This window comes from Xylophilus sp. GW821-FHT01B05, assembly GCA_038961845.1.
Taxonomy (GTDB): domain Bacteria; phylum Pseudomonadota; class Gammaproteobacteria; order Burkholderiales; family Burkholderiaceae_C; genus Xylophilus.
The window spans coordinates 1,428,075-1,441,773 of the sequence record CP152408.1; the positions used below are offsets into that span (position 1 = coordinate 1,428,075).

General features: G+C 66.8%; 14 protein-coding genes. 10 read left to right on the forward strand and 4 right to left on the reverse strand.

The window, feature by feature from the left end; translation table 11 throughout:
- Positions 1-49: 49 nt before the first annotated feature.
- The 4 genes from AAFF27_06745 (at position 50) to lolD (ending at position 2,982) form a co-directional block, all read left to right on the forward strand.
- Positions 50-475, forward strand: a complete 426-nt coding sequence (locus tag AAFF27_06745) for a nucleotidyltransferase domain-containing protein (protein XAH24886.1) — start codon at positions 50-52, stop codon at positions 473-475.
- Positions 465-881 (forward strand): DUF86 domain-containing protein, encoded by a 417-nt coding sequence (locus tag AAFF27_06750; GenBank protein XAH24887.1) that lies wholly within the window; start codon positions 465-467, stop codon positions 879-881. The genes AAFF27_06745 and AAFF27_06750 overlap by 11 nt, the downstream gene beginning before the upstream one ends.
- 23 nt (positions 882-904) lie before the next feature.
- A complete protein-coding gene (locus AAFF27_06755; protein ID XAH24888.1) occupies positions 905-2,161 on the forward strand; it encodes a lipoprotein-releasing ABC transporter permease subunit in 1,257 nt (418 codons plus the stop codon).
- A gap of 140 nt (positions 2,162-2,301) precedes the next feature.
- On the forward strand, positions 2,302-2,982 hold the full coding sequence (gene lolD, locus AAFF27_06760) for a lipoprotein-releasing ABC transporter ATP-binding protein LolD (GenBank protein XAH24889.1): 681 nt from the start codon (positions 2,302-2,304) through the stop codon (positions 2,980-2,982).
- 10 nt (positions 2,983-2,992) lie between these two features.
- On the opposite strand, the gene AAFF27_06765 is transcribed toward lolD, so the two are convergent.
- From AAFF27_06765 to AAFF27_06780, 4 genes are read right to left on the reverse strand one after another with little or no spacing between them, the layout of a single operon-like run.
- Complete coding sequence (locus AAFF27_06765) at positions 2,993-4,114, reverse strand: VWA domain-containing protein (GenBank protein ID XAH24890.1); 1,122 nt, start codon at positions 4,112-4,114, stop codon at positions 2,993-2,995.
- Between the two features lie 18 nt (positions 4,115-4,132).
- Complete coding sequence (locus tag AAFF27_06770) at positions 4,133-5,086, reverse strand: DUF58 domain-containing protein (protein ID XAH24891.1); 954 nt, start codon at positions 5,084-5,086, stop codon at positions 4,133-4,135.
- Entirely contained in the window at positions 5,067-6,077 is a 1,011-nt protein-coding gene (locus tag AAFF27_06775) for a MoxR family ATPase (GenBank protein ID XAH24892.1), read from the reverse strand. The genes AAFF27_06770 and AAFF27_06775 overlap by 20 nt, the downstream gene beginning before the upstream one ends.
- 31 nt (positions 6,078-6,108) lie before the next feature.
- Positions 6,109-7,083: a trypsin-like peptidase domain-containing protein gene (locus AAFF27_06780; protein XAH24893.1), complete on the reverse strand. Its 975-nt coding sequence runs from the start codon at positions 7,081-7,083 to the stop codon at positions 6,109-6,111.
- A gap of 139 nt (positions 7,084-7,222) precedes the next feature.
- On the opposite strand from AAFF27_06780, the gene AAFF27_06785 reads away from it, so the two are divergent.
- The 6 genes from AAFF27_06785 (at position 7,223) to AAFF27_06810 (ending at position 13,653) form a co-directional block, all read left to right on the forward strand.
- Entirely contained in the window at positions 7,223-8,068 is an 846-nt protein-coding gene (locus AAFF27_06785) for a TatD family hydrolase (protein XAH26173.1), read from the forward strand.
- A 157-nt stretch (positions 8,069-8,225) separates the two neighbouring features.
- Entirely contained in the window at positions 8,226-8,735 is a 510-nt protein-coding gene (locus AAFF27_06790) for a DNA-deoxyinosine glycosylase (GenBank protein ID XAH24894.1), read from the forward strand.
- A gap of 21 nt (positions 8,736-8,756) precedes the next feature.
- Positions 8,757-9,518, forward strand: a complete 762-nt coding sequence (locus AAFF27_06795) for a spermidine synthase (protein ID XAH24895.1) — start codon at positions 8,757-8,759, stop codon at positions 9,516-9,518.
- Between the two features lie 174 nt (positions 9,519-9,692).
- Positions 9,693-11,480, forward strand: a complete 1,788-nt coding sequence (locus tag AAFF27_06800) for an ATPase, T2SS/T4P/T4SS family (GenBank protein ID XAH24896.1) — start codon at positions 9,693-9,695, stop codon at positions 11,478-11,480.
- Positions 11,481-11,639: 159 nt separating this feature from the next.
- Entirely contained in the window at positions 11,640-12,128 is a 489-nt protein-coding gene (locus AAFF27_06805; GenBank protein XAH24897.1) for a tripartite tricarboxylate transporter TctB family protein, read from the forward strand.
- 13 nt (positions 12,129-12,141) lie between these two features.
- A complete protein-coding gene (locus tag AAFF27_06810; protein XAH24898.1) occupies positions 12,142-13,653 on the forward strand; it encodes a tripartite tricarboxylate transporter permease in 1,512 nt (503 codons plus the stop codon).
- Positions 13,654-13,699: the final 46 nt, after the last annotated feature.

Sequence of the window (13,699 nt, forward strand, 5' to 3'; positions counted from 1 at the left end):
TACGGGTGGATGCAGAAGGGCATGGCGATTCGATCACAATCAGGCGCTCATGCCATCCCTGACTTCTTCCCGGCCCGCCCTGCCGCGTGACGCGCTCGTCGCGTTGCTGCAGCAGCGCGTGCCCGGCCTGCTGGGCATCTATGCCTTTGGCAGCCAGATGACTGGTACGGCCGGCCCGGAAAGCGATCTGGACCTGGCGGTGCTGGTGGCCGGCTATGCCGACCCGGTACGGCTGTGGGAACTGGCCTCTGACCTGGCTGGCATCGCCGGCTGCGAGGTCGACCTGTTGGACCTGCGCGCCGCCTCTACCGTCATGCAATACCAGGTACTGATGACCGGCGAGCGCTGGTGGGCCGTAGATGTGCGCGCCGGCCTGTTCGAGGCCTTTGTGCTCAGCGAGAAAACCGCGCTGGACGAAGCCCGCGCCGGCCTGCTGGCCGACATTGCCCGCGAAGGACGCATCCATGGCCGATGACGTGCTGCTGAACAAGGCGGCGACCATAGAGCGTTGCGTGGCACGGGCCCGCGATGAGTATGCGAACGATCCCGCCGGCTTCTCGGTCGACTTAACGCGCCAGGACGCCGCCATCCTGAACATCCAGCGCGCCTGCGAGGCGGCGCTGGACATGGGGCAGCACCTGGTGCGGCGCGACCAGTTGGGCCTGCCGCAAAGTGCGCGCGATGTGTTTGCCCTGCTGGCGCAGGCGGGTGCGATCGATGCCGGCCTGGCGCAATCGCTGCAGCGCATGGTGGGCTTTCGCAACGTGGCGGTGCACGACTACCAGAAGCTGCAATTGCCGATCACGCTGGCCGTGATCGAACACCACCTGGATGACTTCCTGCGCTTTGCGCAGACGCTGTTGCTGCGCGATGCGTCCTAGAAGAACAAGGCTTTTTTCACACCATGCAACTCCCCTACGAACTGGCCCTGGGCCTGCGCTACACCCGCGCCGGGCGCGCCACGCGGCGCAATGGGTTCATCTCTTTCATCTCGGGCGTGTCCATGCTGGGCATTGCGCTGGGGGTGGCGGCGCTGATCATCGTGTTGTCGGTGATGAACGGCTTCCAGAAGGACGTGCGCGACCGCATGCTGTCGGTGGTGTCGCACATCGAAATCTTTGCGCCCGGTGGCGCGGCGCTGCCCGATCCGGTCAAGACCATGGCCGAGGCGCGGCGCAACCCGGCGGTGGTCGGGGCGGCCACCTTCATCTCTGCCCAGGCGCTGCTGGCACGCGGCGACGACATGCGTGGCGTGATGGTGCGCGGCATTGACCCGGCACACGAGGGCGATGTGGCCGACCTGGGTTCCGGTGACCACGCCGCCGTGCTGCAAAAACTGGTGCCGGGGCAGTTCGGCATCGTGCTGGGGGTGGAGCTGGCGCGTGCGCTGGGCGTGGGCGTTGGCGACCCGATCACGCTGGTGGCGCCCAATGGCGATGTGACGCCTGCGGGCGTGGTGCCGCGGCTCAAGCGCATGACCGTGGTGGGCACTTTTGACTCCGGCCACTACGAGTACGACTCCAGCCTGGCCATGCTCCACCAGGACGATGCGGCGCGGCTGTTTCGCCTGGAGGGGCCGACCGGCATCCGCCTGAGGATCAAGGACTTGCAGCAGGCGCGCCAGGTGGCGGCGCAACTGGCCGGCTCGCTCTCGGGCGACCTGCTGATCCGCGATTGGACGCAGCAGAACAAGACCTGGTTCTCGGCCGTGGAGCTGGAGAAACGCATGATGTTCATCATCCTGACCCTGATCGTCGCCGTGGCGGCTTTCAACCTGGTGTCCACGCTGGTCATGACCGTGACCGACAAGCGCGCCGACATCGCCATCCTGCGCACCCTGGGCGCCAGCCCGCGCAGCATCATGGGCATCTTCGTGGTGCAGGGCGCCATGGTGGGCGTGATCGGCACGCTCGGCGGCCTGGTGCTGGGCCTGCTGATTGCCTTCAACATCGATGTCATCGTGCCCTTTCTTGAACAGCTCTTTCACGCCAGTTTCCTGCCCAAGGATGTCTACCTGATCAGCCGCATGCCCAGCGACCCGCAGCGCGGCGACATCGTGCCGATCGCCGCCATCTCATTGGTGCTGGCCTTTATCGCCACGCTCTACCCCAGCTGGCGCGCCAGCCGCGTCAACCCGGCGGAGGCACTGCGCTATGAATAGGTTCGCCCCCAGGCTCCGCACTGCCCCGGTTCGGGGGCAATACCAGCGGCCCGGCAAAGCCGGTTCCACGGCGCCCTTGGGTTGGGCCGTGTCGGTTTCATGCATCGCGGGTCATGTGATGGTGTGGTGGAGCAACTGAGATGCAAGCTGTCGTACTGAAGGCCGAAGGCCTGACCAAGCGCTTTCGTGAAGGGCGCATCGACCTCACCGTGCTGCACGGTGTGGATCTTGAGGTGCGCGCGGGCGAGACGCTGGCCATCGTCGGTGCCTCTGGCTCGGGCAAGAGCACGCTGCTGCATTTGCTGGGTGGGCTGGACGCGCCCAGCGCCGGCTCGGTCACCCTGCAGGGCCAGCCGCTGGCCCAGCTCGACGCTGCGGCCCAGGGGCGGCTGCGCAACCAGCACCTGGGTTTTGTCTACCAGTTCCACCACCTGCTGCCCGAGTTCAGCGCGCGCGACAACGTCGCCATGCCGCTGCGCATCCGGCGCGACCTGCCGCAGTCCTATAACGCGGCAGCCGACCGCGTGCTGGCAGCCGTGGGCCTGGCAGAGCGGGTGCTTCACCGCCCGGCCGAGCTGTCGGGCGGCGAGCGCCAGCGCGTCGCCATCGCGCGGGCGCTGGTTACCAAGCCAGCCTGCGTTCTGGCCGACGAGCCCACCGGCAACCTTGACCGCAACACGGCCGACGGCGTATTCGAGTTGATGATGGGCCTGGCGCGCGAGCAGGGCACGGCCTTTGTCGTGGTGACCCATGACGACAGCCTGGCCGCGCGCTGCGACCGGCGGCTGCGGCTGGTGTCGGGACGTTTCGCTGAGGGCTAGGGAGGGGGCTTCAAGCTACCCGATGGAACCACCACATCGAGAGGGTCGCCGCCAGCAGCGCCAACGCGGCACCCACCAGCGCGAACAGCGCCGACACCTCGGTCTCGCGCTTCTCCACCGCCAGACGTGAGCTGAGCGTGTCGTAGACCTTCTTCAGATCCGGCGCGCTGCCGGCAAAAAAGTATTCCGCATTGGTCTTGGTGGCCACCGCCTTGAGCGTGTCCTCGTCCAGCCGCACCCGCATCGACCAGCCCTCGAAACCTATGGTTTCGCCCTCGCGCGTGCCCACGCCCACGGTATAGACCCGCACGCCGCGGTCGGCGGCGATCTGGGCGGCATCCAGCGGGTCGACGCCGGTGGTGCGCTGGCCGTCGGTCAGCATCACGATGGCGGCAGAGGTAAAGGAGCCGGGGGCGACCGGAGGCGGCGGCTTTTTTTGCAGATCGGCGTCTATGGTGTCCAGCGGCGACAGCCGCGGGCCGCCGCGCGGGCCCATGCCCAGCGACGCAATGTCGATGCCGGTGTTGGGGAAGAGTGTGGCCAGCGACAGCATCAGGCCATTGCCGGTGGCGGTGCCGCGTTGCAGTTGAAAGCTGTCGATGGCGGTCACCAGGTCGTCACGCGACTGGGTTGGCAACTGCGCTACCTGCGCGCTGCCGGCAAAGGCCACCACGCCTACGCGCACATGGCGTGGCAACTGGGTAATGAAGAGCTTGGCTGAGTCCTGCGCGGCGATCAGCCGGTTCGGCTTCACGTCGGTGGCGCGCATGCTGGCAGAGACGTCGATGGCCAGGATGATGGTCTGCTGCTGCGAGGGCAGGGCGATCACCGCCACTGGCCGTGCAGCGGCCAGCAGCATGGCGGCCAGCGCCAGCAGCAACAGCAGCGGCGGCAGGTGGCGGCGCCAGCCCGGGCCCTTGCCCATGGCCTCGCGCACCAGCGACAGGCTGGCATAGCGCACCGCCAGCTTGCGCCGCCGGCCCTGCATCCAGACATAGAGCAGCACCAGCAGCGGCAGCGCCAGCAGCAGCCACAGCATCTGCGGCCAGAGAAAGTCCGGCACCGGTACCGCCGACCAGAAGGCATACCAGCGGTCCAGCCAGTGGGGGGCGTTCAGCTCGGGTGTGGGCATGGCAGGTGTGGAAAAGGCTCAGGCGGCGCGTGTGGCGGGTGCGCCCCGCTGGCGCGAGCGGCGGCGCCGCAGTTCAGAGAAGCGTATGACGGCGGCCACCAAGTCGTCTTCGGTGGACAGCTCCAGCGCGTCCACGCCGGCCGTGGCCAGGCTGGCGCGCAGAGCTTCCTCGCGGGCGGCGGCGATGCGCGCAAAGCGCTGGCGAAACAGCCGGTCATGCGTGTCGACCAGCAATTGCTCGCCGGTTTCGGCGTCGCGCATGGCGACCAGGCCAATGTCGGGCAACGCCAGCTCCAGCGGATCGAACAGGCGCACGGCGACCACGTCGTGCCGCTCGGCCAGGCGGCCCAGGGGCTTTTCCCAGCCGGGCGCACTGATGAAGTCGGATACGACAAACACCGTGCCGCGCTGGCGCAACGCGCGGCCCAACGTCTCCAGCCAGGGGCCCAGGCTGGTCGGAGCCACCGGGCCGGAGGCGGGCGCGGCTTGTAGGCAGCACTGCAGCAGATGCAGCACATGGGCGCGTCCGCCGCGCGCGGGAATCCAGCGCTCGGCGCCACTGCCGCCCAGCAGTGCGCCCACTCGGTTGCCATGGCGGGTTAGCAGGCGCGCAATGGTGCCGACGAATTCGGCCTGCACCGTGCGCTTGCGGCGTGCGCTCGAGCCAAAGTCCACCGAGGCGCTTTGGTCCACCACGAACCAGGTGGCCATCTCGCGGTCTTCGGTGAAGACGCGCACATGCGGCACCTGGGTGCGGGCGGTGACGTTCCAGTCGATGTGGCGCACGTCGTCGTGCGGCTGGTACTCGCGCAGATCGGCCAGGTCCAGCCCGGCACCGCGCTTGAGCGTGCGGTAGTTGCCCTGCAGCAGGCCGTCGAGCCGGCGCAGTGCCGTCCATTCGAGCCGGCGCAGCAAGGCCTCGACATTGCGCGCGTGCGGCGCTGCGGGAGTTTCAGGCGGCACGCTTTTCATACTCGTTGTGCAGCGGCTTGGTGGGTGCCGGCACATGCGCCATCAGGCGGGCAATCAATGCGTCGGCGGTGATGCCTTCGGCCAGCGCTTCATAAGACAGTGCCATGCGGTGGCGCAGCACGTCGGGCACCAGATCGGCCATGTCGGCAGGCAGGGCGTAGTCGCGGCCACGCAGCATGGCCAGCGCGCGTGCGCCTTCGGCCAGGCTGATGGTGGCACGCGGACTGGCGCCATAGGCTAATAGGTGGCCGAAGTTCTTCAGGCCGATCTCATCCGGTCGGCGCGTGGCCGCCACCAGTCGCACCGCGTATTGCAGCAGCGACGGATCTATATAGACGCGGTGGCACTGCGCCTGCAGCTCGGCCAACTGCGCCGTAGTGGCCACCGGCACCACCGGCGCCGGCGGGTGCATGGCGCGCTGCACGATGACGAATTCGTCCTCGTCGCTCGGGTAGTCGACCAGCACCTTCATCATGAAACGGTCCACCTGCGCCTCGGGCAGCGGATAGGTGCCTTCGGTTTCCACCGGGTTCTGCGTGGCCATCACCAGGAAGGGCGAGGGCACGCGGTGTGTCTCGCCGGCGATGGTGACCTGGCGCTCTTGCATCACCTCCAGCAGCGCGCTCTGCACCTTGGCCGGGGCGCGGTTGATTTCGTCGGCCAGCAGCAGATTGGCAAAGACCGGGCCCAGCGCGGTGCTGAAGTCGCCCGTCTTCTGGTTGTAGAGCCGGGTGCCGACCAGATCGGCCGGCACCAGATCCGGTGTGAACTGGATGCGCTTGAAGCTGCCCTGCACCGCGCCCGCCAAGGTCTTGATGGTGAGCGTCTTGGCCAGGCCCGGCACGCCTTCGACCAGCAGGTGGCCCTGCGCCAGCATGGCCACCATCACCCGTTCCAGGAAGCGGTCCTGGCCGACGACGATGCGCTTGACCTCGAACAGCACCTGCTCCATGAGCGAGGCGCTGGGGGATTCGCGGAGAGGGGCGTTCATGGGGCTCCTGGTAAGAGATGGATGGCAGGGCTCAGAACGGCGGCATGCCGGCTGCGGCCGCGGCGTTCTCTATCGGCACGGCAAAGCCGATGCCAAGAAAGGTACGGTTCTGCGTCGGGTTCAGGATGGCGGTGACGATGCCCACCACCTCACCATCCATGGTCACCAGCGGGCCACCGGAATTGCCGGGGTTGGCCGCCGCATCGAACTGGATCAGGTTGCGCAACTGGGTCTTGCCTTCGGGCGAGACAAAGCCACGCTTCAGGCCAGACACGACGCCAGCCGATACCGACGGGCCGATGCCGAACGGGTAGCCGATGGCAACCACGCCATCGCCCGGCCGCAGGTCATCCGTGGAGCGCAGCGTGGCGGCTTCAAGGTCGTCCGGAATCTGGTGCGCCTGCAACACGGCCAGGTCCTGGTCGGGTTGCACTCCGGTGATCGATGCAGTGGCCTCGAGGCCATCGAAGAAGGTGACGCGGATGTGGTCGGCGCCCGACACCACATGCAGATTGGTAAGGATCACGCCCTTGTCGACGATCACCACCCCAGTGCCTATGCCGCGCTCGATCTCGCCGGGCTCTTTTTCCTTGTACTTGCCGTTCTTTTTGCGGTCTTCCTTGCCGTAGGCGACGACCCGGACCACGGCCGGGCCGACTTTGGCCGCAGCGCGGGCGGCGGCCGATGGCAGCACCACCCGCTCCAATGTGTGTTTGACGGCGGCGTCCACGTCGTCCTGGGTCAGCCGGTGCGGCTGCGGCCGCAGCAGGGCGAAGCCGCCCAGGCTCAGCGCGCAGAGCAACAACACTGGCGTCACGCCGCGTCGCACCAACCGTAGGCCGTGGCGTAGTCGGGAAGGAGAGAGCGCGGTGGCGGCCGCATTGGAGGGAGGGGGAGCCGCCGGCGCGGGCTCGGGTGCCGCCGCAGCGCGAGCATCCTCCGGTACTGGCCCAGCGGGAGAGTCGGGCGAACGGCGGGAGCTGCTGTAGAGGGCGGGCCTGCGCATCCGGGGTACCTCGTTTCTGGCGCGCCCGGCAGGGGCCACGCGGCAACTGGAGAGGATGAAGCGCAACCGTAGCACGATTCAGGCCGGCGCGCAGTGCGGGATACAAGTTCTTGTGATTGTCATGCGGCATGATCCAGGCATGCCGGTCTGGATCGATACCCACTGCCACCTCGACGCCCCTGAATTTGCCCACGACAGCGAGCCGATGCGCGCACGCGCCGCGGCGCTGGGCGTCACAAATTGCGTGGTGCCCGCGGTCAATGCCGCCAACTTCGAGGTCGTGCGTAGCTGGGCACATAAGCACGGTGACTCTTATGCGCTGGGCATCCATCCGCTCTGGACCGGCCGCGCTGAAGACGCCGAACTGGCGCAGCTGGCGGCCGCACTGGCCGAGCACGCCAGCGACCCGCGCCTGGTCGCGGTCGGGGAGATTGGCCTCGACTACTTTGTGCCTGGCCTGGACGACGCCCGGCAACAGCATTTCTTCCGGGCGCAACTGCGTCTGGCGCGCCAATGGGATCTGCCGGTGTTGCTGCACGTGCGCCGCTCGGTCGACCAGGTGCTGCGCCACCTGCGCGAGGCCGCCGGCAGCGGCGCGGGCCGTCATCGTTGGCGCGGCATTGCCCATGCGTTCAACGGTAGCCTGCAGCAGGCTGAGGCCTTTATCGCGCTGGGCTTCAAGCTGGGCATGGGCGGCACCCTGACCTTCGAGCGCGCCCTGCAGGTGCGGCGCGTGGCCGCCGCAGTGCCGCTGGACGCTCTGGTGCTGGAGACCGACGCCCCCGACATCCCGCCGCACTGGCTCTACCGCACGGCCGAGCAGCGTGGTGACGGCCAGCCGCAAGCACGCAATGCGCCAGAAGAATTGCCGCGCATAGGTGCCGAGCTCGCCGCCCTGCGAGGCATGCCAGTCGAGGCCCTGGCCGAGGCCACCACCCGTAACGCACTAGAGGCGATGCCGCGGCTGCGCGCGCTGATGAAATGAAGCACCCCCAGGCTACGCGCTTCGCGTCTTCGCCCACCCCCTCAAGGGGGCACATCCAGCGGCCTGGCAAAGCCAGTTTCGCGGATGTTTGCGCATGGCCTGCTCCGCGGCCTTTTGTTCCTTTCTTGTTTTGCTCGCAGCGCTCTGGACAATCGATATGAGGCTGACGGGCCTGGCGCCTATTGTCTCGGAGCGGGCGCGGCTGCTCGTGCTGGGCAGCTTCCCCGGCGTGCGCTCGCTGGCGCAGCAGCAGTATTACGGCCATCCGCAAAACCATTTCTGGAAGATCTTGTCTGCCCTGTGGGGAGCCGACCTGGTGGCACTCGACTACCCAGCGCGCACCCAGGCGCTGCGCGAGCATGGCCTGGCGGTATGGGATGTGTATGCCGCCTGCGAGCGGGAGGGCAGTCTGGACACGGCTATCCGCAACGCCGAGGTCAATGACTTCGCCGCACTGGCCGGGCGCTGCCCCCAACTGGAGGCGGTGGCGCACAACGGCGGTGAGAGCTTTCGGCATGCGCCAGCGGTGGTTGCGGCGCTGGGGGCTGATGCTGCCCGCATTCAGGTGTACAAACTCCCCTCCACCAGCCCGGCCAACGCCTCCTGGAGCTTCGAGCGCAAGCGCGAAGCCTGGGAGGTGGTGTTCCGCCGCCACCATCTTCTTTGACCGCCTCTGACCGAACCCCGCATGCCTCGCAAAAAAAGCGCCACCGTATTTCCTGAAGTCAACTTTTCCGATGACGGCGATGTGCGGCACCTGCACTTGGGCAGCATCTGGATCCAGGGCTCCATGCGCATGGACGCGCCCTATGAGTTGGAGCTGGAGTACGTGCAGCGCATGATGGCCTGGCTGCTGTTTGTCACGCCCTCGTCGGTAGCCAAGCGCCACGCCATGCAGCTCGGCCTGGGCGCGGCCGCGCTCACCAAGTTCTGCCGCAAGACGCTGCGCATGCGCACCACCGCGATCGAGCTCAATCCCCAGGTGGTCCATGCCTGCCGTGGCTGGTTCAAGCTGCCGCCGGACGATGCGCGCCTGCAGGTGATCGTGGCCGACGCGGCCGAAGAGATCCGGCGCCCGCAATGGCAGGGCACGGTCGATGCGCTGCAGGTGGATCTGTATGACGACGACGCGGCGGCCCCCGTGCTCGATAGCGCGGACTTCTACCGCGACTGCCGGGCACTGCTGACCGATGACGGCTGCATGACGGTCAACCTGTTTGGCCGCTCCTCCAGCTACGCGGCCAGCCTGGCCAAGATCACGGAGGCATTTGGGCCGGATGCGGTCTGGGCCTTCCGGCCCACGCGCGAGGGCAATACCGTGGTGCTGGCCCAGCGCACGCCGCAGGCCGCCGACCGCGCTACGCTGCTGGCGCGCGGCGAGGCGATCCAGGCGCGCTGGGACTTGCCCGCGGGCAAGTGGCCGCGCGTCTTCAAGCCCGTGAAAAAATGAAACACCCCCAGGCTACGCGCTTCGCGTCTTCGCCAACCCCCTTGCAGGGGACACATCCTGCGGCCCGGCGGAGCCGGTTCCGCGGATGTCCTGGCATGGCCTGCTCCGCAGCCTTTTGTGCCTCTGTCCGATTCATGCGCTGCCGGTGGTGCGTGAGCGCCGTGGAAAATTGATATGAGCACTACAGTTCCCACCGCCTTCGTCGTTAGCAATCACCAGGGTCCGATCGACTGGCGCCGCATTGTCGAATGGCTGCGCGACGACGGCGTAATCGCCGCTGAAGAGGCCAAACGCACCATCGCGCGCTGCGCCCAGGCCGAAAGCGTGCAGCACCCGCTGGTGCGGTTGGCCAATGTGGCCATGCTGCGCCAGGCGGATGGCAAGCCGCTTGATGTCGAGCTCTTGACTGAATACCTGGCGGCCAAGTCCGGCCTTTCTTACCTGCGCATCGACCCGCTGCGGGTCGATGTGGGCAAGGTCGCCGACACCATGAGCGCGGCCTATGCCGAGCGGCACCGCGTGCTGCCGGTGCAGGTCACGGCAACCGAGGTGGTGGTCGCCACGGCCGAGCCCTTCGTCACCGAATGGATCGCCGAGGTGGAGCGCCAGGCGCGCCGTACGGTACGACGCGTGGTGGCCAACCCGCTGGACGTGCAGCGCTTCACGGCGGAATTCTTCGCGCTCGCCAAATCGGTGCGGGCGGCGCAGAAGGCGGGCGGCAATGCCGGTACGGCGAGCTTCGAGCAGTTGGTGGAACTGGGCAAGAGCAACCGCCAGCTCGACGCCAACGACCAGGGTGTGGTGCGCGTGGTCGACTGGCTCTGGCAGTACGCCTTTGACCAGCGCGCCAGCGACATCCATCTGGAGCCGCGGCGCGAGCAGGGCGTGATCCGCTTTCGCATCGATGGCGTGTTGCACTCGGTCTACCAGATGCCCATTGGCGTGCTCAACGCCATGACCGCGCGCATCAAGCTGCTGGGCCGCATGGACGTGGTGGAAAAGCGCCGCCCGCAGGACGGCCGCATCAAGACCCGCAATCCGCGCGGCGATGAAGTCGAAATGCGCCTGTCCACCTTGCCCACGGCCTTTGGCGAGAAGATGGTGATGCGCATCTTCGACCCGGACACTGCCGTCAAGGACCTGGATGCGCTGGGCTTCGGCGCGCACGACTCTGGCCGCTGGGAGCAACTGGTGCGGCGCCCGCACGGCATCATCCTGGTGACCGGCCCCACCGGCTCCGGCAAGACCACCACGCTTTATTCCACGCTCAAGCGCGTGGCGACGGATGAGGTCAACGTCAGTACGGTGGAAGACCCGATCGAAATGATCGAGCCCTCCTTCAACCAGACCCAGGTGCAGCCGGCGCTGGACTTTGGCTTCACCGAAGGCCTGCGCGCGCTCATGCGCCAGGACCCGGACATCATCATGGTCGGCGAAATCCGCGACCTGGCCACAGCGGAGATGGCGGTGCAGGCTGCGCTCACCGGCCACCTGGTGTTCTCCACCCTGCACACCAACGACGCACCTTCGGCGGTGACGCGCCTGATGGAGTTGGGCGTGCCGGGCTATTTGGTCAATGCCACCTTGCTGGGTGTGCTGGCGCAGCGCCTGGTGCGCACACTGTGCCGCAGCTGTCGCCAACCCGATCCCGAGGCCAGTGCTGCGCTCATGGCCGATGTGGTCAAGCCCTGGAAACTCAATGGCCCCTATCAGCCGTACAAGCCGGTGGGCTGCGTGGACTGCCGCATGACCGGCTTTCGCGGCCGCATGGGCCTGTACGAGCTGCTGACGGTGAGCGAGGTCTTCAAGGACCTGGTGAACCGCGCGCCCAGCATTGCCGCGCTAAGGCGGCAGGGCGTGGCCGACGGCATGCGGCCGCTGCGGCTGGCCGGCGCATTGCGTGTGGCCGAAGGCCTGACCACGCTCGACGAAGTGCTCAGCACCACGCCGCCGCTCGAATAGCCGGCGCGCCTTTGCGTCGCCCGTCCTTCCCGGCATTGCCTGCCGTTGCCTGTTGCAGGGGGTTTCCCCTAGGCCGGTCGTAGGTGGAATCCACATCGAGCATGTCAGTACTGGCCTACACAATCCGCCAGTCTCATATTTTCGTGTTGGAGAAAAGCTGTGAAGATAAAAAGTCAGAAAGACTTCTTTGCCGGCCTCATGTTCCTGGCGGTAGGCGTAGCCTTCGCCTGGGGGGCGGTCACGTACAACGTTGGCGAGGGTGCCCGCATGGGCCCCGGCTATTTCCCGCTGATGTTGGGCATCGTGATGGCCCTTCTTGGTGGGGCGTTGACGCTCAAGGCCACCATCGTGGAGACCGAGGGCGGCGACAAGATCGGCAAGTGGGCCTGGAAGCCGTTGTCCTTCATCATCCTGGCCAACCTGGCTTTCGGCGTACTGCTGGGTGGTCTGCCCAGCATCGGCCTGCCGCCCATGGGCCTGATCGTCGGTATCTACGCCCTGACCCTCATCGCCAGCCTGGCCGGTGAGAATTTCAAGCTGCTTCCCACGCTGATCCTGGCCACCGTGCTGGCCATTGGCAGCTACGTGGCCTTCATCTGGGCACTCAAGCTGCAAATGGCCGTCTGGCCCACCTTCATCACGGGCTGAGAAAGACACGAACATGGAACTCTTTTCCCATCTCTCCATGGGTTTCGGCGTGGCTTTCACGCCGATCAACCTGCTCTACGCTTTCATCGGTTGCGTGCTGGGCACGCTGATCGGCGTGCTGCCCGGCATCGGCCCGGTGGCGACCATCGCCATGCTGCTGCCGGCCACCTACGCGCTGCCGCCGGTGTCGGCCCTGATCATGCTGGCCGGTATCTATTACGGCGCGCAGTACGGCGGCTCCACCACCGCCATCCTGGTGAACCTGCCGGGTGAATCGTCCTCGGTGGTGACCGTGATTGACGGTTACCAGATGGCCAGAAAGGGCAGAGCCGGACCGGCGCTAGCCGCAGCGGGCCTGGGTTCGTTCTTCGCGGGCTGTGTCGGCACCATCATTCTGGCTGCCTTCGCGCCGCCGCTGACGGAACTGGCCTTCAAGTTCGGCCCTGCTGAATACTTCTCGCTGATGACGCTGGGTCTGATCGGTGCCGTGGTGCTGGCATCCGGCTCGCTGCTCAAGGCGGTTGCGATGATCGTGCTGGGCCTGCTGCTGGGTCTGGTCGGCACCGACGTCAATTCCGGCGTGGCGCGCTACAGCTTCGACATTCCTGAACTGACCGACGGTATCGGCTTTGTGGCCATCGCCATGGGTGTGTTCGGTTACGGCGAAATCATTGCCAACCTGGCCCAGCCCGAGAGCGAGCGCGAGGTGTTCACCGCCAAGGTGCATGGCCTGATGCCGACCAAGGAAGACTTCAAGCGCATGGTGCCCGCAGTGCTGCGCGGTACGGCGATCGGTTCGGCCCTGGGCATCCTGCCCGGCGGCGGTGCGCTGCTGGCGGCCTTCGCGGCCTACACCATCGAGAAGAAGACCAAGCTCAAGCCCGGCGAAGTTCCGTTCGGCCAAGGCAACATCCGTGGCGTGGCCTCTCCCGAGTCCGCCAACAATGCCGGTTCGCAAACCTCCTTCATCCCGCTGCTGACGCTGGGCATTCCGCCCAACGCAGTGATGGCGCTGATGGTGGGTGCCATGACCATCCACAACATCCAGCCCGGCCCGCAGGTGATGACCAGCAACCCGGAACTGTTCTGGGGCCTGATCGCCTCGATGTGGATCGGCAACGCCATGCTGGTGATCCTGAACCTGCCGCTGATCGGCCTGTGGATCAAGCTGCTGTCCGTGCCCTACAAGTTCCTGTTCCCCTCGATCGTGCTGTTCTGTGCGGTGGGTGTTTACACCACCAACAACAACACCTTCGACGTGTGGATGGTGGGTGCCTTCGGCGTCATCGGCTACATCTTCCACAAGCTCGGCTGCGAACCCGCACCCTTGCTGCTGGGCTTCATCCTGGGCCCGATGATGGAAGAGAACCTGCGCCGCGCGCTGCTGCTGTCGCGCGGCGACTGGAGTGTGTTCGTCACGCGTCCGATCTCCGCCGGCCTGCTGGCTGCCGCCTTGCTGCTGCTGATCGTGGTGCTGCTGCCCTCGGTCAAGGCCAAGCGCGAAGAGGCCTTTGTCGAAGAGTAGAGATATCCCTCCGCGGTCCGGCAGAGAGCCGGTTCCGCAGTGTTTC